Raw genomic sequence first — 19,370 nt, 5'->3', positions numbered from 1 at the left:
AAATGTTGCAAGCCTATGTTGAACACGTTGCCGAACGCGCCAAGCTCGGCATCCCCCCGCTGCCGCTGTCTGCCAAGCAGACCAGCGAACTGATCGAGCTGCTGAAGGTCGCCACCCTGAACGACGGCGAATTCCTGCTCAACCTGATCACCAACCGCGTGCCCGCCGGCGTCGACGACGCGGCCAAGGTCAAGGCCAGCTACCTGGCTGCCGTCGCGCACGGCACCGAGAAGAGCCTGCTGATCTCGCGCGCCCGCGCCACCGAACTGCTGGGCACCATGCTGGGCGGCTACAACATCAGCCCGCTGATCGACCTGCTCGACGACGCCGAAGTCGGCGCCGTGGCGGCCGATGCGCTCAAGAAGACGCTGCTGATGTTCGACCAGTTCCATGACGTCAAGGAAAAGGCCGACGCGGGCAACGCCAACGCCAAGGCCGTGCTGCAAAGCTGGGCTGATGCCGAATGGTTCACCAGCCGCCCCGAAGTGCCGCAAAGCATGACGCTGACCGTGTTCAAGGTCACCGGCGAAACCAACACCGACGACCTGTCGCCCGCGCCTGATGCGACGACCCGTCCCGACATTCCGATGCACGCCCTGGCGATGCTGAAGAACGCACGCCCCGGCATCACGCCGGAAGAAGACGGCAAGCGCGGCCCGGTCAAGTTCATCGAATCGCTGAAGGAAAAGGGCCACCTCGTGGCTTATGTGGGCGACGTGGTCGGCACCGGCTCCTCGCGCAAGTCGGCCACCAACAGCGTGCTGTGGTTCACTGGTGAAGACATTCCCTTCATCCCGAACAAGCGCTTCGGCGGCGTGTGCCTGGGCACCAAGATCGCCCCGATCTTCTACAACACGATGGAAGACGCCGGCGCACTGCCGATCGAACTCGACGTGAACCAGATGAACATGGGCGACGTGATCGAGCTGCGTCCCTACGAAGGCAAGGCCCTGAAGGACGGCCAGGTCATCGCCGAGTTCACCGTGAAGAGCGACGTGCTGTTCGACGAAGTGCGTGCTGGTGGCCGCATTCCGCTGATCATCGGCCGTGGCCTGACGACCAAGGCGCGTGAAGCGCTGGGCCTGCCGCCTTCGACGCTGTTCCGCCTGCCGCAATCGCCGGTCGACACCAAGAAGGGCTTCTCGCTCGCACAGAAGATGGTCGGTCGCGCCTGCGGCCTGCCCGAAGGCCAGGGCGTGCGCCCGGGCACGTACTGCGAACCCAAGATGACCTCGGTCGGCTCGCAAGATACGACCGGCCCGATGACCCGCGACGAGCTGAAGGACCTGGCTTGCCTGGGCTTCTCGGCCGACCTGGTCATGCAATCGTTCTGCCACACGGCGGCCTATCCGAAGAAGGTCGACGTGAAGATGCACCACGAGCTGCCGGACTTCATGGCCACCCGCGGCGGCGTCTCGCTGCGTCCGGGTGACGGCGTGATCCACAGCTGGCTCAACCGCCTGCTGACGCCGGACACCGTGGGCACCGGTGGCGACAGCCACACGCGCTTCCCGATCGGCATCAGCTTCCCGGCGGGTTCGGGCCTCGTGGCCTTTGCCGCAGCCACCGGCGTGATGCCGCTGGACATGCCGGAATCGGTTCTGGTGCGTTTCAAGGGCAAGATGCAACCGGGCGTCACGCTGCGTGACCTGGTGAACGCGATCCCGCTGTACGCCATCAAGGCCGGCCTGCTGACGGTCGAGAAGAAGGGCAAGAAGAACATCTTCTCGGGCCGCATCCTCGAGATCGAAGGCCTGCCGGACCTGAAGGTGGAACAAGCCTTCGAACTGAGCGACGCCTCGGCAGAACGCTCGGCCGCGGGCTGCACGGTGCACCTCGACAAGGCGCCGATCATCGAATACATCAACAGCAACATCACGCTGATGCGTTGGATGATTTCGGAAGGCTATGCCGACGCCCGCACGCTGGGCCGCCGCATCGCCGCGCAGGAAGCCTGGCTCAAGGACCCGCAACTGTTGCAACCCGATGCCGACGCCGAATACGCGGCCGTCATCGAGATCGACCTGGCCGACATCCACGAGCCGATCCTGGCCTGCCCGAACGACCCGGACGACGTGAAGACGCTGTCCGACGTCGCTGGCGTCAAGATCGACGAAGTGTTCATCGGTTCGTGCATGACCAACATCGGTCACTTCCGCGCCGCGTCGAAGCTGCTGGAAGGCAAGCGAGACATCCCGGTCAAGCTGTGGATCGCACCGCCGACCAAGATGGACGCGAACCAGCTGACCGAAGAAGGCCACTACGGCGTGTTCGGCAATGCCGGTGCGCGCACCGAGATGCCGGGCTGCTCGCTGTGCATGGGCAACCAGGCGCAGGTGCGTGAAGGCGCGACGGTCGTGTCGACCAGCACCCGCAACTTCCCGAACCGCCTGGGCAAGAACACCAACGTGTACCTGAGCAGCGCCGAACTCGCGTCGATCGCTTCCACGCTGGGCCGCATCCCGACGAAGGAAGAGTACATGGCCGGCATGGGCGTGCTCACGGCGGCGAGCGATCAGGTCTACCAGTACCTGAACTTCGACAAGATCGAGGAGTTCACCGAGGCTGCGGCGACGGTTCACGCCTGATCTGCGTCCCTGGCTCTCATTGAGAAGGCCCGCATTGCGGGCCTTTTCCTTTTTTCCCCTTACGCAATCGCTATGAGCTTGTCATCAGCCGCAGGTTCTGCACGGCCGCGCCTGCGGCACCTTTGCCGAGGTTGTCGAGCACTGCGCTCAGGACGACCTGGCCGGTGCGTTCATTGCAGGCCACTGCCAGGCTCATGTCATTGGTGCCGTTGTGGGTCTGCGGGTCGCGCTCGGTCATCGCCGCGGCGGCAGATATCGGCAGCACTTGCACATGCGCCGCATCGTGGTAGCGATCGCTCAGGCACTCGTAGATGCGTGCGCCAGAGGCATCGGCGGGAAGCATTCGCGTGTGCAATCCGATGGTGAGCACGATGCCTTGCCGGTAGCTGCCATAGGACGGCACGAAGATGGGCCGCTCCGCCAGGCCGGCGTAGGCCATGATCTCCGGCACATGCTTGTGCTCGAGCGCAAGACCGTAGACCTTCAGCGAATGCGCTCCCGCGACGGCCTCGTGCGCTTCCGCTCCGGCCCTGCCTTGACCCGAATAGCCTGAAGCGGCATGGATGACCAGCGGATAGTCGGCGGGTAGCAAGCCCGCATCCGTCAATGGCCGCAGCAGGGCGACCGCGGCCGTGGGATAGCAGCCCGGATTCGTGACCCGCGGTGCTGACGCGATGCGTTCGCCTTGCCGTGCATCGAGCTCCGGCAGGCCGTAGATCCAACCCGGGCTGGTGCGGTGCGCCGAACTGGCGTCGATGACCCGCACCGAAGGGTTCTCGATCATCGCCACCGCGTCCCGCGCCGCGGCATCCGGCAGGCAAAGGATGGCGATATCGCTCTCGTTGAGGGCGGCCCGGCGGGCAGCCACGTCCTTGCGCAGGCTCGCCGGCAATGTGCGGATGCGAAATTCACTGCCACGCAGTCGGTTCTGCAAATCGAGACCGGTGGTGCCCTGGTCGCCGTCGATGAAGATGTTGAGGTCCATGGCGCGCAATCGTAGGGACAGGGCGCCATTGGCTCCAGTTGAATATATGGAATGTGAAGTTAAGAAAAGGTAAATTGGCGCGATGCGGGAACTGAGCCTCGACCATCTGCGCACCCTCGTCGCCATCGCCGACCTCGGCTCGCTGGCCAATGCCGCGCGTGCCCTTCACCTGGCCGCCCCCACGGTCACTGTCCAGATCGCGGACCTGGAGTCGCGGCTGGGTGGCCAATTGCTCGTTCGCGGACGCGGGCCCGTACAAGCGACCGCCTTGGGCGAGCGCTTCATCGTGCGTGCCCGCAGGCTGCTGGCGGATGCGGATGACGCCGTGGAGGACGTTCGACGTCAGCTCGCAGGCAAGACGGGTCGTGTGCGAGTGGGCGCCTCGACAGGCGCCATCGCGCATCTGCTGCCGCCCGCCCTCGAACGCCTGGCCCGGGACCATCCCGGTATCGACGTGAACGTGCAAGTGCTGACCTCCAACGACAGCATGGCCCGGCTCGCCGCAGGGAGCCTGGACCTGGCGGTCGTGGCGTTGCCGCAGGCGGCTGTGCGCGGCGTCCATGTCACGGCACTGCGGCGCGAGGCGGTCGTCGCCTTCCTTCCGGCGTCCTGGAAAGCGCCGAAGAGGCTGAGTCCGCAATGGCTGGCCGATCGACCGCTGATCATGAACGACGCTTCGACGCGTCTCTACCGGCTGACCGCCGAATGGTTCTCCGCGGCGGGCCTGCATTGCCGTCCGCGCATCGAACTCAACTACAACGATGCGATCAGGACACTGGTGGCGGCCGGCTACGGCGCGGCACTACTGCCGGACGAATCGCATGACCCGGCGCGCGATCCACGCATCATCGTCCGCCCGCTTAGCCCGGCGCTGTGGCGGCAACTGGGCCTCGCGGTCAGCGAGGCAGGCGCCAGTGGCACGACGCGTACGGTCATGGAGGCCTTGCTGCCCGGGAGCCATTCGTAGCGTCTCGACAGCGCGCGCCACACGCCGCGCTTGCGCTGGATCGGAGTGCTTCAGTTCATCACGACGCGGCCATGCTCGCCAAGGTCCGTCGGCGGCTTGCCGGTGACGGCGGCGCGCGCCATCTTGAACAGTTGCGTGGCCTTGCTCTCGTCGACGTTCCAGTAGTCGGCGCTGCTGATCTCCACGGCGAGCAGGCCGAGGTTCGGGTCCTTCGCGCCTTCGGGAAACCAGGCCTTGGCCATGGTCGTGAAGAGCGACTCCTTCAGCGCGGGGTCCTCGATCAGCTTCGCATGGCCGGTGACCGAGACGTAGGTGTCGTCATCGGTGTTGGCATAGGCCACGTTGACCGAGGCGTCATGCACCAGGTGGCGTGCGATCTCGCCGTTCTTCGGCACGAAGAAGTAGAGCCGGCCATCGTCGTCGAGGTGCTTGTTCTGCGTGGTCAGCGGATGGCTGTGCAGGCCGTCTTCATGGCGGTGCGTGAGCATGCCGAAGCGCGTTCCCTTGATGAGGTCCCAGAGTTTCCCGGGGTCACGGGTGATGGGTGTTTGGGTCATGTGCGGATCTCCGTTCGTGGTGGGCTGGAAAGTCGCCACCGTAGGCTGGCCAGGCACAGCCCTGCGCGGAGCAAATCCGCAAGCGCGTGTCATCCAACGCCGACGCCGGGCTGGCCAGACCGTCAGCGCGCGGGCCGCGCCACGAGTTCGTCGAGCAACGCGGCGTAGCGCGTGACGAGCGTGGCGTCATCCGGCAGGTAGCGCGCAATCAGGGCGCGTTGCCGTTCGCGAAAGCCCAACGAGTCCGCGTCATGCCTGTCAATGACTTCCAGCAGGCGCGCCGCGCCCGCGCTCACGTCGTTGCCCGGGTAGTAGTAGCCCAGGTCCGGGCACAGCGCGGCGTTGTGCACCAGCGGAAAGCCCTGCCAGCAGACCTCCAGGTAGAAATAGTTGAGCGGGTTCTCCCATTGATGCGAGACCACGATGTCGGTGTTGTCGGCGAGGAACTGCGGCGTGTCGTGGCGGCCGAGGAACACCGCCTTGTGCTGTCGCACGATGTCGAGTTGGTGCATCAGCGTGATGAACTCCAGCCGCTCCTTGGCAATCGGTTCGGCATTGGTCACCTGCATCAGCGCGATGGCCTCGGGCCGCATGCGGTAGGCCAGTTCGCAGATGAAGATCGGGTACAGGCAGAACTTGACCACGTCGATGTTCGGCTCCATCACCGTGAGCCGGCGCGGGCCTTCACGCGGCGCTTGCAGGCCCTTGTTGGGCAAGGCAGCGCTGCGTTGATCGAGGAACACCGGGCTCCAGATGAAGGGCACCGCGCGCGCCTGCAAGCGGCGCAGCACCTCGAAGTACGGCTGGCTGATGTTGGCGACCTGCGGCACCATCCAGATGTCGTCGTAGCGCTGATTGACGAAGAGGTTGGCGCCCCACAAGGGCCTTGCGAAGAGCACCGCCTCCATCGAACTCACATACTCGGTGCCGCAGCAGTACGACACGAGCCGCGCGTTGCGTTGCTTGAGGTATTCCGTCTGGTCCGGTGATATCTGGCCGCCCAGTTCGATGAGCACGTCGACCGAATCCTTGGCCCCATCCCAGTCCACGGTGGGCCAGCGCTGGAGGTCCCAGGGCAGGGCGGCGGTGATGGGGATGGCGGTGGTGTTGACCAGCATCACGCGCTCGACGTTGGGGCAGTTCTTCAGTGCCTCGGCCAGGTACACCGCGTTCTGCTTGATGCCGTTGTTCCACAGCGTCTCGGCCGCGTGGTGCAGGCCGATGGTGATGCCGATGCGCAACCTGCCGATGGGTGTCCGGTTCGCGTGTTCGACCATGTGCGTTGACCTCGGTTGGAACTTTGGTTTGCGGCCATTGTGCGGGCCGCGCAGGCTACCGCCAACAGCCCACCTTCTATTACCAAAGTTACGCCGAACCGAACATCGGCGGTTATTTTTTGCAACCGTACACTGCGCGCGATCGGGGGGAACTTCGTAGATGCCCGCACCTCTTGGGTGCGCCATTGCGACAGGAGGCCTTCGATGAACAAGATATATCGGACCGTTTTCAACCAGCGCACGGCGACGTGGGTTGCGGTATCTGAAATCACAGCGGGGCGCGGGAGGCCTGGGGGGGCGCAAGTCACGGCCATTGCCGTGGCGACAGCGGTCGCAATGGGAGCCACCCTTCCGGATGCGGCATGGGGCGCCAACGCCGGGCTCAATGGCCAGAACAACATCGGTCAGAACCTCGGCGGTACGCAAGCCGGCACCAGCCATTTGTCCGTGACGCTGACGGGCGAGGACGATGGTTGCGGTTCTCCGTCGGTGCAGGGACGCACGGATGCGGCAGGCGCCTTCGGTTCGGGCACGACGACCGTTGGACTGCTCTACGCCAACATCCTGTCGAATGCGCCGGGCGCTGCGGGCATCAACACCGCCAACGTCACGGTCTGGGATACCTACACGTCGTCGCAGACCGGCGTCGGCAACGGCACCACCAGCGGGTCCGGCAAGGGTTATCCGAATGCCATCGGCAATGCTTCCCAGCCGCATGCCTACGGCATCGGCTCTTTTGCGGTGGGATGCGGCACCACTGCCACTGGCAACTATTCGCAGGCCATCGGTCTCGCGGCGACGGCCACTGCGCCGGCGGCCAATGCCTTTGGCGTGGCGGCGCTGGCATCGGGCATCGCGTCCATCGCCGTTGGCGTGGGCAGTGGCGCGACGGCGGAATCGGCCGTGGCCATCGGATCGCTGGCGACCGCCGGCGGCAGTTTTTCCGTGGCGCTGGGCGGCAAGGCGACCGTCGCGCCGACGGCCGCGGCCGGGGTCGCGATCGGGCAGAGCGCCACGGTCAACGGCAGCGATGGCATCGCGATCGGTAACGGGATCGTGACGGGCGCAACGGGCGCCAATGTGGCCATCGGTTCGACGGGCACGACCGCCAACAACCAGGGCGTGGCCATCGGCGCGGGCAGCACCGCCACGGTCGGCAATGGCGTGGCGATCGGATCGACCGCCGTGGCGGGCAGCGGCGCTATCGCACTGGGCTCCACCGCGAACGCCAACGTTGCCTCCGGCATTGCATTGGGTGGCTCGTCCTCCGTGACGGCCGCGCAGGGCGTGGCGGTCGGTGCGACCGCCAAGGTTTCGCTGGCGAATGCGGTGGCGCTGGGCTCGGGTTCCATCGCTTCCGCGGTGTCGCCGACCACCAACTGGACGACGCTCAGCGGCGTGACCAAGGGCAAGACCTTCACGGTCAACCAGGCGCCGACCAATGGCGTGGTGGCGATCGGCCTGCGGCAGATCCAGGGCGTGGCGGACGGCGAGGTGTCGGCAACGTCGACCGATGCGGTGACCGGCAGCCAGCTCTTTGCGGTGGCGCAGGCCGCGGGCGCCAGCACCTATTTCGCGTCCAGCAGCACGACAGGCCAGGCCGTAGCCTCCGGTGTCGACGCTCTCGCGATGGGCCAGGCCACGGCGATTGGCGACACCAGCGTGGCGGTGGGCTCCGGCGCGCAATCGCAGAGCGTCTCGTCGATCGCGATGGGCACGGGGGCCAGCGTGGCGGCGTTGTCGGCCAACGCGGTCGCGATCGGTAACGCGGCATCGGCGCAGGGCGCGGGCAGCATCGCGCTGGGCAATGGCGCGGTGACCAGCTACAAGGGCGCGGTCGCGCTGGGCGAGGGCAGCAAGGCCACCACCGCGCCCACGGGCACGGGCTTCCTGACCGGCACGGCGGCGCCGGCCTCGGCGGTGTCGATCGGCGCGGCGGGGACGGAGCGGCGCCTCCAGAACGTGTCCGATGGCTCGGCGCCGACGGATGCAGTCACCGTGTCGCAACTGAGCACCGGGCTGAGCACGGCGTCCAGCGACCTGACGGCCAGCGTGAGTTCCTTGTCGACATCGAGTTCCACCGGCATCGCCGGCCTGACCACCAGCGTCACCAGCCTGTCGACGAGTTCGAGCACCCTGTCCACGGGGCTGTCCAACCTGACGACCTCGACTTCCACGGGCATCAGCGGGCTGACCGCCGGCGTCTCCAGCCTGTCGACGTCAACCTCTACCGGCATCAGCGGGCTGACCAGCAGCGTCACGAGCCTGTCGACCTCGACCTCCACCAGCATCGATGGCCTGACCACCAGCGTCACCAGCCTGTCGACGGGATCGAGCACCTTGTCCACGGGGCTGTCGAACCTGACGACATCGACATCGACGGGCATCAGCGGATTGACCGCAGGCGTGTCCAGCCTGTCCACCTCGACCTCGGTCGGCATCAGCGGGCTGACCAGCAGCGTCACCAGCCTGTCGACGAGTACCGGCGCCTTGTCCACCGGCCTGTCGACCCTGTCCACATCGACCTCCACCGGCATCAGCGGGCTGACCAGCAACGTCACCAGCCTGTCGACCAGCACCAGCGCGCTGTCCACCGGCCTGACCACGCTGTCCTCGTCGACCTCGACAGGCATCAGTTCGCTGTCCACCGTGGTGTCAGGCTTCACGACATCCGCCTTGACGGGCATCAGTTCCCTGTCGACCAGCGTCAGCGACTTGACGACGGGCGTGAGCAGCCTGTCGACTTCCACCTCGGTCAACATCAGCAGCCTGTCGACCTCCACATCGCTCGGCTTCGGCTCGGTGTCGACGACGGTCAGCGCCTTGTCCACGTCGACCTCCACCGGCCTCAGTACGCTGACGACGAGCACGAGTTCGCTGTCCACCTCGACATCCCTGGGTTTCAGCTCGATGTCCACCGGCATCAGCGGCCTGACGAGCAGCGTCGGCAGCCTGTCGACCGGCGTGAGCGGCCTGTCCACGTCGACCTCGACGGCCGTCAGCGGGCTGGCGAGCACCACGATCTCGCTGTCCACGTCGACTTCGCTGGGCTTCAGTTCGATGTCCACCGGCATCAGCGGGCTGACGACCAACATCAGCAGCCTGTCGACCGGCGTGAGCGACCTGAGCACCGGCGTCACCAGCCTGTCGACCTCCACCTCCATCGGCATCAGCTCGCTGTCGAGCGGGGTCAGCACCATCCTGGGCAGCACCGCCTCGCTGTCGGCCTCCGCGAGTTCCCTGTCCTCGAGCTTCAGCAGCCTTTCGATCGGCGCCGGCGAACTGTCGACCACGGCGAATTCGCTGTCGACCAACTTCAGCAGCATCTCCAGCGGACTCAACAGCTTCACGAGCAGCCTGTCGGCGGGGGTCGGCAACGTGTCCACGGGCGTGAGCGCGCTCGTGACCAATGTGAGTTCGCTGTCGACCGGACTGAGCACGGTCGCCTCCAACGTCAGCAACGCCGGCAACAGCGCGGCCGCGGCCCTGGGCGGCGGCGCCGCCTACGACGCGGCGACGGGCACCCTCTCCGCGCCTTCGTACACGGTCTACAACAACGACGGCACCACGGCCACGGCCGGCAGCGTGGGCGACGCCATCGACGCGATCAATGCCAAGGGCACCAAGTACGGGCACGTCAACTCGACCATGGCCGATTCGCAGGCGACCGGCGCCAATTCGGTGGCGATCGGGCCGCTGGCCGTGGCCAGCGGCGTGAGCGCGGTGGCCCTGGGCATGGGCGCGCAGGCGACCGGCACCAATGCCATCGCCGTCGGCACCGGCGCCCTGGCCACGGGCTCGGTGGCGATCGGCGTGGACAGCCGCGCGGGCGGCGGCGGCACGGCCATCGGCGACAACGCCGATGCGGGCGGCACGCCGCTGAGCAAGGCGCCGGCCGTGGTGCAGGGCACTGCGGTGGGCTTCGGCGCGGTGGTGCAGGTCAACAATGGCGTGGCCATCGGCTCGGGGTCCGTGGCCAGCACCGCGGCGGGCGTGCCGGGCTTCGTGGGCAAGGGTGCGACACCGGCGCAAGCCGCGGCCATCGCCGCCACGACCAGCACGCAGGGCGCCGTGGCGGTGGGCGATCCGGCGACCGGCCAGTACCGGCAGATCACCGGCGTGGCCGCGGGTGCTGCGGACAGCGATGCCGTCAACGTATCGCAACTGAAGGCGACCAACAACGACGTGTCGCAGGTCACCAACCAGATCACCAACATGTCGAACCAGGTCAACGCCCTGGCCTTCCAGACCACCGCGATCCAGCAGAACGTGCAGAACGTGTCGCGCATCGCCTACTCCGGCGTGGCGATGGGCTTTGCCATGGCCAACACCTCCGGTGTGCCGTTGAAGCCGGGCGGTTCGACGATGGGCGTGGGCGTCGGCGGCTACCAGGGCTATGGAGCGGTCGCACTCAAATACCGCAAGCTCTCAAAGGACGGCACCTGGTCCTGGGGCGGCGGCGTCTCCACCACCGGGAAGTACTGGGGCATCAGCGCAGGCGTCGACTGGGCCTTCGACTGACAGTGGCGCTTTCAGGGGGTTTCGGGTCACACTCGGCCCCATGCACATCGGCATCTCGGTCATCTCGCACACGGGGCAGAACATCTGGGAAAACGGCATGGGCCAGAACGTGCTGTTCCTGGCCCAACTGCTGCAACGGCTGGAGTTCGTCGACAGGGTGCAACTGGTCGACATGGGCGACCAACCCAACGTGGCGCCGCAGGTCGACTTGAACGCGATGGGCCTGGAACTGGTCAAGCCGCAGGCGGTGACCGACACGCTCGACGTCATCATCGAGTTGGCCGGCGCACTCCCCGGCGAATGGCTCGCGCACTTCCGCGCCTGCGGCGGCAAGGCGGTCTACATGTGCGTGGGGCAGCCACACGTCGGGCTGGCCGAGCCGATCCTGTTCACCGACAAGGCCACCTTCGTGAAGGCCGAGCGCATGGACGAGGTCTGGCTGCTGCCCAAGGACGCCGGCTTCGCGCCGATGCTGCGCACCTTGCACCGGTGCCCGGTGCACGAGGTGCCCTACATCTGGTCGCCGCAGTTCCTCGAACAGCGCGTGAAGGAGGTGGAGGCCTCGGGCTATCGCTATGGCCACGAGAAGGGCCGTGCAGCGTGGCGCGTGGCCATCTTCGAGCCCAACATCTCGACGGTGAAGAGCTGCCTCATCCCGATGCTCGGCTGCGACATGGCCTACCGCACCGCGCCCGACAAGATTGCCTCGATGCAGGTGCTCAACACGCTGCACATGAAAGACCATCCGACCATGCTGTTCCTGGCCAACTCGCTCGACATCGTGCGCGACGGCAAGGCGATCTTCCATGGCCGGCACGACTTCGCCGGCTTCATGGTCCAGCATGCCGACGCGGTGATCTCGCACCAGTGGCAGAACGAGCAGAACTACAGCTACCTCGATGCGCTGCACGGCGACTACCCGCTGATCCACAACTCGCCCTGGCTCGGTGACGCGGGCTACTACTACCCGCGCTTCGACGCCCCCGCGGCGGGCGCGCAACTGTTGCATGCCCTGCGCGACCACGATGCGCAAATGGAGGGCTACCGGGCCCGCACGCGGCGTGTGTTCGACGCGGTGAGTCCCTTCGCCGTCGAGAACCTGGTCGGGTATGCGCGCCGACTGCTGCACCTGGTCGGCGGGGACGAGGGCTTCAAGGCGAGCGCAACCGTCGCGGGAGCGGTGGCTTGAACGGCCCGCTCGCCGGGCGCAAGCTGAAGGTCGGCGTCTCGATCTTCATCCGCAAGGGCGAGCAGAGCCTGTGGGAGAACGGCATCTTCCAGAATTGCATCTTCCTGGTGCTGCTGCTGATGCGCGCGCCCATCGTGGAAGACGTGGTGCTGGTGGCTGGCGGCGGCGATGGACAACCGCAGGACGCGTCGACTTTTCTCGTCGATTCGCCGGTGCCGATCATCGACATGGCGACCGCTTCGCAGCGGCTCGACCTCATGATCGAGATGAGCGCGCAGCTCGACAAGCAATGGATGATCGACTTCCGCGCCAGGGGCGGTCGCGTTGCGTCGATGCGCGTGGGCAACGACTACGTGATCGACGTCGAGCGCATGGTGTTCGACAAGCCGCATGGCCTGCTCATCACCGGCGCGCCGTACGACGAAGTCTGGACGCTGCCCGAATACGAGGACATCTGCGCGCCGTACTTCGCCGCCGCCTTTCGCGCGCCGGTGCGACTGATGCCGCACCTGTGGAGCCCGCTGGTGCTCGAGCGGGCGCGTGAGCGCACGAACGTCACCGTGCCTTTCGAATACGTGCCGGGCCGGCCCAAATGGCGCGTGGCCATCTTCGAACCCAACATCTGCATGGTGAAGACCAGCTTCACGCCGATGCTCGCCTGCGACGTGGCGCACCGCGCGCAGCCGCGGCTCATCGAGCACCTGTGGGTCTACAACAGCTTCCACCTGAAGGACAAGCCGGCCTTCATCGGCTTCGCGCAGAGCCTGGACGTGGTGCGGCACGGGCTGGCTTCCTTCGAAGGGCGCTTCCCGGTATTCCAGGTCATGCCGCAGAGCGTGGATGCGGTGTTCGCCCACCACTGGGAGAACAGCCAGAACTACCTCTACTACGAGGCGCTGCACGGCGGCTTTCCGCTCGTCCACAACTCGCACCTGATCGGCGATTGCGGCTACCGGTACCACGGCTTCGACTGCGAGGAGGGCGGCCAGGCCCTGCGCCGCGCCTTCGCGGAGCACGATGCCAACCTGCCGGCCTACCGCGCGGTAGCACGCCAATTCCTCGCCCGGCTCGATCCGGAACACGCAGACAACGTCCGCGCCTACACTGAGGCGATCGAGGCGATCTTCGAGCGCACATCATGAACAACCGCCTGCTGTCCGCCACTGCCGCGACCTTGAGCAAGGCGCTGGACGCGTCCCTGCGCCGCGGAGTGCTTGCCCTGTGCCTGCTGGGACTGGCGTGTGGCCTTGCGTGCGCACAAGGCGTGCTCGCGCCCCAAGCCGCGCTGCAGGACAAGCTGAGCACCGCTGCCAGCAGCGTGGGCATCAAGCGCTGCCTGCCGGCCATCCAGCGCCTTTCCGCATTGAGCCTGCAAGGCGCGCGTTCGCATGACCTGCTGCTCGACTGGGACCGCAAGCGCCCCGACGGCGGCGCGACCTTCGCCATGCTCGGCATCGAATACCCCAACGCCGGCGTGGCCGCGTCGATCATGACCCTGCCCGAGGCCGACGGCACCTGCACCGTCGCCGCCGAACGCATCTCGGTCGCGCCCTTCACCTGCGCCAGCATCGCGCAGCAGGAACTGGCCGGCTACCAGATGAGCAAGCTGCTGCCCGTCTACACCGTCTACGTCGACCCGAAGGAGCCCAACTCCTCGGTCTCGCTGATCGACTCGCCGCCGGGGTGCCTCGTCATCCGCAGGTTTGTCGAATACTCGTGGAAGAACCCGGCTGCGGCCCCCGCCGCCACGCCGCCGCCCAAGCGGTGAGTTCGTACAAAGAAAGGGAGACAAAGTTGAGCCGCCTTCAGACCGTCCAGACACTGCATTGCCGACTGGCACTGCCGCAGACCCTCTCCGATTCGATGCATGGCGACATGCGCGCCTTCGAGCTGAACCTCGTGCGCCTGCGCGACGAGGAGGGCGCCGAGGGCGTCGGCTACACCTACACCTGCGGGCGCAACGGCGCGGCCATCGACGCCGTGCTGGCGAAGGACTTCACCGAACTGCTGGTGGGCCAGGATGCCGATCGCATCGAGCACCTGTGGAACAAGCTGTGGTGGGCCTCGCACTACGGCGGTCGCGGCGGCCCGACGGTGCTGGCGCTCTCGGCGGTGGACATGGCGCTGTGGGATCTGAAGGCAAGGCGCTTGGGTCAACCGCTGTGGAAGCTGCTCGGCGGCAACGACCCGCGCGTGCCCTGCTACGCGGGCGGCATCGACCTGCAATTGCCGCTGGACGACCTGCTGGCCCAGACCGACCGCAACCTGGCCAAGGGCTTCCGCGCGATCAAGATGAAGGTCGGGCGCGAGAAGCTGTCGGAGGACGTGGCCCGCGTCGCGGCCATGCGCGAGCACCTCGGCGAGGGCTTTCCGCTGATGGTCGACGCCAACATGCGCTGGAGCGCCGACGAGGCCATCCGCGCGGCGCATGCCTTTCGCCCGTTTGACCTGACCTGGCTGGAAGAGCCGCTGATTCCCGACGACGTCGCCGGGCAGGCGCGCGTGGTGCGCGAGGGCGGCATCCCTATCGCCTCGGGCGAGAACCTGCGCACGCTGTGGGAGTTCAAGCAACTCATCGCAGCCGGTGGCGTGACCTTTCCGGAGCCCGACGTCACCAACTGCGGCGGCATCACGCCCTTCATGAAGATCGCCCACCTGGCCGAGGCCTTCAACTTGCCCGTGACCACGCATGGCGCGCATGACGTCACCGTGCACCTGCTGGGCGCGGTGCCGAATCGCTCGTACCTGGAGGCGCACGGCTTCGGGCTGGACCAGTACATCGCCGAGCCGCTGCGGATCAGCGAGGGCTTCGCGGTGGCGCCGGACCGGCCGGGGCATGGCATCGAGTTCGACTGGAAGGGGCTGGGGGCGATCCGGGCCTAGCGAATACGGGATCGGGCTTGGCCGTACGCCTTTGCGCGAGCCGCGCAGTCGCTTGCAGCATTCAGTAGCAACTTTCCTGAATCCACCGGAAATCTCGCCGCGTAGGTGATGTGCTCCGCCATGTCGGCGGAGATCACTCACTCCACACCAAGAGGTGACGCCCATGAGACTTTCCAGGTTCCCCGTCAGGCCCTGCGTGGCCGCGTTGTGCGCGGTCGTCGCGGGTGGCGCCTTTGCATCGAGCCACCGGGAGGCGCCGTCGATCGCCGGCAGCCCGAAGCTCGACGCGACGGACTTCTACATGTTCCGCAGCTACGACCCGGCCCGCAGCGACTACACCACGCTCATCGCCGACTACCAGCCCGACCAGAGCCCCTCCGGCGGCCCCAACTACTTCGCGATGGACCCGAGCGGGCTCTACGAGATCCACATCGACAACAACGGCGACGGCCGCGAAGACATCACCTTCCAGTTCCGCTTCAAGAACACGCTGCGCGATATCGCGCTGCCGATCGGCGGCAAGTCCACCTCGATCCCGCTGGTGCAGGCCGGCGGCATCACCGGCCCCAACCAGGACACCAGCAACCTGCGCGAGACCTACACGGTGAGCGTGGTGCGTGGCGACCGTCGCGGCAGCCAGGGCAGCCTGCTCACCAAGGCCGACGGCACCTCCGAACTCGACAAGCCCACCGACAACATCGGCGAGAAGACTTTCGGCACCGGCGGCGCGTATGCCGCCTACGCGGCCCAGCACATCCATGACGTCAACATCCCCGGGTGCGGTGCGCCGGCCAAGGTCTTCGTCGGCCAGCGCAAGGACCCGTTCGCGGTCGCACTCGGGCCGATCTTCGATCTCATCAACCTCAATCCGCTCGGCAACACCGACGTGCCCGGCGCCGACTACCTGGCCGGCAAGAACATCACTTCGCTGGAGCTGGAAGTGCCCACCGCCTGCCTGACCACCGGCGGCAGCACCATCATCGGCGGCTGGACCACGTCGAGCGTGCGCCAGGGCCGCCTGATCGCCAGCCCGCCCAAGAGCGGCTACCAGACCGCAGCGCTCAACGGCGGCCCGTGGGCGCAGGTGTCGCGCCTGGGCATGCCGCTGGTCAACGAGGTGGTGATCGGCCTGAAGGACAAGGACCGCTTCAACAACTCGCAGCCGAAGAACGACGGGCAGTTCCTCAGCTACGTGACCAATCCCGCGCTGCCGGCGCTGATCGAGAAGCTGTTCCCCTCCGCCAAGGCGCCGACCAACTTCCCGCGCACCGACCTCGTGGCCGCCTTCCTGACCGGCATCGAAGGACTGAACAAGCCGGCCAATGGCACGCCTTCCGAAATGCTGCGGCTGGAAACGAAGATTCCGCCGACGCCCAAGGACAAGCAGAGCAACTTCGGCGTGGCCGGCGGCGACCTGGCCGGCTTCCCGAACGGCCGCCGGCCCGGAGACGACATCGTCGACATCGAGTTGCGCGTGGCCATGGGCGCGCTGTGCGTGCTGACCGGGAACGAGGACAAGTTCAAGGTCGGATGCAGGCCTTCCGACGCACCGGCGGGCGCCGCGCCGCTGACCGATGGCGCGCTGCAAAGCCCGGCGCAGTTCCCGGCTGTGTTCCCGTACCTCAACACGCCGCTGCCGGGTGCCGTGTCGGCGGCACCGTGAGGAGATCGTCATCATGAAAGACACATCCTTTCGCTGGGCCATCCCGGTGGCCTTGTCGCTGACGACCGTGTTGCTGGTCTCGGGCTGTGGCGGGGGCGGGCACGGCGGCGGCTTCTTCCCGCCGACCACGAGCACCGGCAGCGGCGACGGCGGGACGGCCGACCCGTACGGCGGCTTCATCTCTTACATCATGGCCTTGCTCGGCGCGTCGCCCGAGGCGGGGGAGGCGGCCGACGTGTCGCAGTTCGATCCGCCTGGCACGTCGGAGACCAAGGAAGCCGTCGCGACGCCCTGACCGTGACCACGCATCGCACCGGCCCCATGGCCCATCGTCTCTCCAGTCGCATGGCTAGTGCGAGCGTCCTTTTCTTGCTGGCGATAGTGCTGGCCACCACCGCGGCGCGCGCCACGCCACGCATCCCCACCAGCGACAGCGAAATCGTCGAAACGCTGCCCGCCGTGGCCGGCTGGTCCCGCGAGGAGCGCCGCCTGCGCCGTGAACTCGTCGCGCGGCCACGCGACGAAGGCGTGGCACTGGCCGCGGCGCAGGCCTACCTCGACCTCGCCCGGGCGCAAGGCGATGCGCGCTACGCCGGCCATGCGTTGGGCGTGTTGCAGGCGTGGCAGCCGCTCTCGGCCAATACACCGAAGGCCATCCTCGTCATGCATGCGACGGTGGCGCAATACCTCCATGACTTCGACGGTGCGGAACGCACCTTGCGCATGGCGCTCGCTGGCCATCCCGACGACGCGCAAGGCTGGCTCACGCTGGCGACGATCCTGCGCGTGCGTGGCCGCTACGAGGAATCGGACACGGCCTGCCGCGCGCTGGTCCCCCTGCGGCAGCACCTCTACGCGGAACCCTGCCTCGCGGAGAACAACGGCCTGCGCGGCGACCACGAGGCCGCGCAGCGAGTTCTGCAGAACCTGCTCGACAGCCCCTTTCTGCAGGAAAAGCGGCTGGGCCCGTATCGACAATGGCTGCTGACGACCCAGGCCGGGATCGCCGAACTCGCCGGCCGCGATGCGCAGGCCGACGCGGCGTATCGGCGAGCGATCGACATGGGCGCTTCCGGCTACGACCTGCTGGCCTACAGCGACTTCCTGCTGCGGCGCAACCGCCCAGCGGAGGTATTGCCACTGTTGAAGCCAGAGGCGCGTAGCGATGCCGTGCTGCTGCGCATCGTCATGGCGCAAGAGAGGCTGGCGGCGCAGCACAAACAATCGCCATCGCAGCGGGAAGCCGCGCAGCGCGATGCCGAAGAACTGGCGGCGCGCTTCGATGCGGGGGGCCTGCGGCCTGGCAGCACGCAGTCGCATGCGCGGGAGCAGGCGATCTTTGCGCTCGAAGTGCAGGGCGATGCATCGAAGGCGTTGGCACTGGCGCGCCTCAACGTGCAGTTGCAACGCGAGCCGATCGACCTGCTGGTGTTCGCGCGCGCCGCCGCTGCTGCGCGTGACGAAGGCGCGCGGCAGGAAGTGAAGACGCTGATGCAGCAGATCGGCCTGCGCGACACGCGTGTCGACGCGGTGCTCGGGGGCGCCTCATGAAGCGCTGGATTGTCACGCTGTTCACGGCCGCGCTGGCCGTGCTCTGCACGCCGGCGCTCGCGCACAAGGCCAGCGACGCCTACCTGCAATTGAGCAGCGCCGACGGCATCCTGCACCTGCGCTGGGACGTGTCGCTGCGTGACCTCGACGCGGTGCTCGACCTCGACCGGAACGAAGACCAGAAGCTGAGCTGGGGCGAAGTCCGAGGCCGCATGGACGACATCCGCACCTACGCGCTGGCCCATCTGCGCCTGCAGGAGGGCCGCTGCACGCTCACCGAGGCACAGCCGACCGCGCTGGAAAGCCGCGTCGACGGAAGCTACCTCGTGCTGCAGTTGCGCAGCCCCTGTGAATTGGCTGGCGGCCTGCGCATCGACTACAGCCTGTTCCGCGAAGTCGACCCGACGCATCGCGGACTGCTGCGCATCGACAGAGGCGATGGCCAGGCGCTCGCGTTGCAGTCGCTCGACCCGGCGGCCGGCGCGGTCACGGTCTCGCTCGCGCTACCTGGCAGCGGCAGCCCGAACGGCGAGGGCAACGGCCATGGCGACTCGCCGTCCAGCAGATCGGGTGGCGCGACCTTCTTCCTCGACGGCATCCACCACATCCTGATCGGCTACGACCACATCCTGTTCCTCATCAGCCTGTTGCTCCCGGCCGTGCTGGTGCGCAGCGGTGGCAAGTGGCGGCCGGTGGCGCAGTGGCAGCAGGCGGTCTGGCCTATCGTGTCGACCGTCACGATGTTCACGCTCGGCCACTCGATCACGCTGGCGCTGGCGGGACTGCAGATCGTGTCGTTGTCGCCACGCCTGATCGAGCCGGCCATCGCGCTCACCATCATCGTGGCCGCGGTCGACAACATCGTGCCGCTGCTGCGTGGGCGCCGCCGCATCTTCACCTTCCTGTTCGGGCTGATCCACGGCTTCGGCTTTGCCAATGTGCTGGCCGAACTCGACCTGCCGGTGAAGCGCTTCGTGACGGCACTGCTCGAATTCAACCTCGGCGTCGAGGCTGGCCAGCTCATCGTGGTGTCGATCGCGCTGAGTGTCTTGCTGGCGCTGCGATGGCAGCCCCGCTATCCGCCGCTGGTGCTGCGCGGCGGATCGGCCTTCGCGATGGGCATTGCGGCCATCTGGTTCGTGGAGCGGGTGTTCGATCTGAAGGTCTTGCCTGTGTGACAGGACTTGCC

The 19,370-nt window shown here is 67.0% G+C and carries 14 protein-coding genes and 1 pseudogene; 12 read left to right on the top strand and 3 right to left on the bottom strand.

What is annotated here, in order from left to right; genetic code table 11:
• The first annotated feature begins 2 nt into the window (after nucleotides 1-2).
• A complete protein-coding gene (locus WKW79_RS06310) occupies nucleotides 3-2,588 on the top strand; it encodes a bifunctional aconitate hydratase 2/2-methylisocitrate dehydratase (protein ID WP_340334254.1) in 2,586 nt (861 codons plus the stop codon).
• A gap of 70 nt (nucleotides 2,589-2,658) precedes the next feature.
• On the opposite strand, the gene argC is transcribed toward WKW79_RS06310, so the two are convergent.
• Nucleotides 2,659-3,573, bottom strand: a complete 915-nt coding sequence (argC, locus tag WKW79_RS06305; protein WP_340334253.1) for an N-acetyl-gamma-glutamyl-phosphate reductase — start codon at nucleotides 3,571-3,573, stop codon at nucleotides 2,659-2,661.
• 82 nt (nucleotides 3,574-3,655) lie between these two features.
• Here argC and WKW79_RS06300 point away from each other — a divergent pair, with 82 nt between their 5' ends.
• Nucleotides 3,656-4,540 carry a LysR family transcriptional regulator gene (locus WKW79_RS06300; RefSeq protein WP_340334252.1) on the top strand — a complete coding sequence of 295 codons (885 nt, stop codon included), beginning with the start codon at nucleotides 3,656-3,658 and terminating at the stop codon, nucleotides 4,538-4,540.
• Nucleotides 4,541-4,590: 50 nt separating this feature from the next.
• Here the strand turns inward: WKW79_RS06300 and WKW79_RS06295 are convergent, their stop codons facing one another.
• A complete protein-coding gene (locus WKW79_RS06295; RefSeq protein WP_340334251.1) occupies nucleotides 4,591-5,097 on the bottom strand; it encodes a pyridoxamine 5'-phosphate oxidase family protein in 507 nt (168 codons plus the stop codon).
• 122 nt (nucleotides 5,098-5,219) lie between these two features.
• A complete protein-coding gene (locus tag WKW79_RS06290) occupies nucleotides 5,220-6,374 on the bottom strand; it encodes a DUF2827 domain-containing protein (RefSeq protein WP_340334250.1) in 1,155 nt (384 codons plus the stop codon).
• 204 nt (nucleotides 6,375-6,578) lie between these two features.
• Between WKW79_RS06290 and WKW79_RS37025 the strand changes: the two are divergent.
• The 10 genes and pseudogenes from WKW79_RS37025 to WKW79_RS06245 form a co-directional block, all read left to right on the top strand.
• Nucleotides 6,579-6,710, top strand: a pseudogene (locus WKW79_RS37025) (ESPR domain-containing protein); the annotation flags it as partial.
• Nucleotides 6,711-10,895, top strand: a complete 4,185-nt coding sequence (locus WKW79_RS06285; RefSeq protein ID WP_340334249.1) for a beta strand repeat-containing protein — start codon at nucleotides 6,711-6,713, stop codon at nucleotides 10,893-10,895.
• A 40-nt stretch (nucleotides 10,896-10,935) separates the two neighbouring features.
• Nucleotides 10,936-12,084 carry a DUF2827 domain-containing protein gene (locus tag WKW79_RS06280; protein WP_340334248.1) on the top strand — a complete coding sequence of 383 codons (1,149 nt, stop codon included), beginning with the start codon at nucleotides 10,936-10,938 and terminating at the stop codon, nucleotides 12,082-12,084.
• Complete coding sequence (locus WKW79_RS06275; protein WP_340334247.1) at nucleotides 12,081-13,226, top strand: DUF2827 domain-containing protein; 1,146 nt, start codon at nucleotides 12,081-12,083, stop codon at nucleotides 13,224-13,226. Before WKW79_RS06280 ends, WKW79_RS06275 begins: the two co-directional genes overlap by 4 nt.
• Nucleotides 13,223-13,852, top strand: a complete 630-nt coding sequence (locus WKW79_RS06270; RefSeq protein WP_340334246.1) for a hypothetical protein — start codon at nucleotides 13,223-13,225, stop codon at nucleotides 13,850-13,852. The genes WKW79_RS06275 and WKW79_RS06270 overlap by 4 nt, the downstream gene beginning before the upstream one ends.
• Nucleotides 13,853-13,878: 26 nt before the next feature.
• Nucleotides 13,879-14,967, top strand: coding sequence for a mandelate racemase/muconate lactonizing enzyme family protein (locus WKW79_RS06265; protein WP_340334245.1), 1,089 nt, complete (start codon nucleotides 13,879-13,881; stop codon nucleotides 14,965-14,967).
• A 163-nt stretch (nucleotides 14,968-15,130) separates the two neighbouring features.
• The gene (locus WKW79_RS06260) at nucleotides 15,131-16,630 is read left to right on the top strand and encodes a DUF4331 domain-containing protein (protein ID WP_340334244.1); all 1,500 of its coding nucleotides are present in this window, start codon (nucleotides 15,131-15,133) and stop codon (nucleotides 16,628-16,630) included.
• Nucleotides 16,631-16,643: 13 nt separating this feature from the next.
• Nucleotides 16,644-16,925, top strand: a complete 282-nt coding sequence (locus tag WKW79_RS06255) for a hypothetical protein (RefSeq protein WP_340334243.1) — start codon at nucleotides 16,644-16,646, stop codon at nucleotides 16,923-16,925.
• Between the two features lie 74 nt (nucleotides 16,926-16,999).
• Complete coding sequence (locus tag WKW79_RS06250) at nucleotides 17,000-18,181, top strand: tetratricopeptide repeat protein (RefSeq protein ID WP_340334242.1); 1,182 nt, start codon at nucleotides 17,000-17,002, stop codon at nucleotides 18,179-18,181.
• Nucleotides 18,178-19,359, top strand: a complete 1,182-nt coding sequence (locus WKW79_RS06245; protein ID WP_340334241.1) for a HupE/UreJ family protein — start codon at nucleotides 18,178-18,180, stop codon at nucleotides 19,357-19,359. Before WKW79_RS06250 ends, WKW79_RS06245 begins: the two co-directional genes overlap by 4 nt.
• Nucleotides 19,360-19,370 lie beyond the last annotated feature (11 nt).

Origin of the sequence: Variovorax robiniae (assembly GCF_037889955.1) — a bacterium.
In the GTDB taxonomy this organism is placed as follows: Bacteria; Pseudomonadota; Gammaproteobacteria; order Burkholderiales; family Burkholderiaceae_C; genus Variovorax; species Variovorax robiniae.
This window is presented reverse-complemented; position numbering and strand designations above follow the sequence as displayed.

What these genes read in the sequence shown, in the direction of transcription:
- WKW79_RS06310 (WP_340334254.1), top strand. Translation starts at nt 3, where the DNA reads ATGTTGCAAGCCTATGTTGAACACGTTGCCGAACGCGCCAAGCTCGGC.
- argC (WP_340334253.1), bottom strand. Translation starts at nt 3,573, where the DNA reads ATGGACCTCAACATCTTCATCGACGGCGACCAGGGCACCACCGGTCTC.
- WKW79_RS06300 (WP_340334252.1), top strand. Translation starts at nt 3,656, where the DNA reads ATGCGGGAACTGAGCCTCGACCATCTGCGCACCCTCGTCGCCATCGCC.
- WKW79_RS06295 (WP_340334251.1), bottom strand. Translation starts at nt 5,097, where the DNA reads ATGACCCAAACACCCATCACCCGTGACCCCGGGAAACTCTGGGACCTC.
- WKW79_RS06290 (WP_340334250.1), bottom strand. Translation starts at nt 6,374, where the DNA reads ATGGTCGAACACGCGAACCGGACACCCATCGGCAGGTTGCGCATCGGC.
- WKW79_RS06285 (WP_340334249.1), top strand. Translation starts at nt 6,711, where the DNA reads ATGGGAGCCACCCTTCCGGATGCGGCATGGGGCGCCAACGCCGGGCTC.
- WKW79_RS06280 (WP_340334248.1), top strand. Translation starts at nt 10,936, where the DNA reads ATGCACATCGGCATCTCGGTCATCTCGCACACGGGGCAGAACATCTGG.
- WKW79_RS06270 (WP_340334246.1), top strand. Translation starts at nt 13,223, where the DNA reads ATGAACAACCGCCTGCTGTCCGCCACTGCCGCGACCTTGAGCAAGGCG.
- WKW79_RS06260 (WP_340334244.1), top strand. Translation starts at nt 15,131, where the DNA reads ATGAGACTTTCCAGGTTCCCCGTCAGGCCCTGCGTGGCCGCGTTGTGC.
- WKW79_RS06255 (WP_340334243.1), top strand. Translation starts at nt 16,644, where the DNA reads ATGAAAGACACATCCTTTCGCTGGGCCATCCCGGTGGCCTTGTCGCTG.
- WKW79_RS06245 (WP_340334241.1), top strand. Translation starts at nt 18,178, where the DNA reads ATGAAGCGCTGGATTGTCACGCTGTTCACGGCCGCGCTGGCCGTGCTC.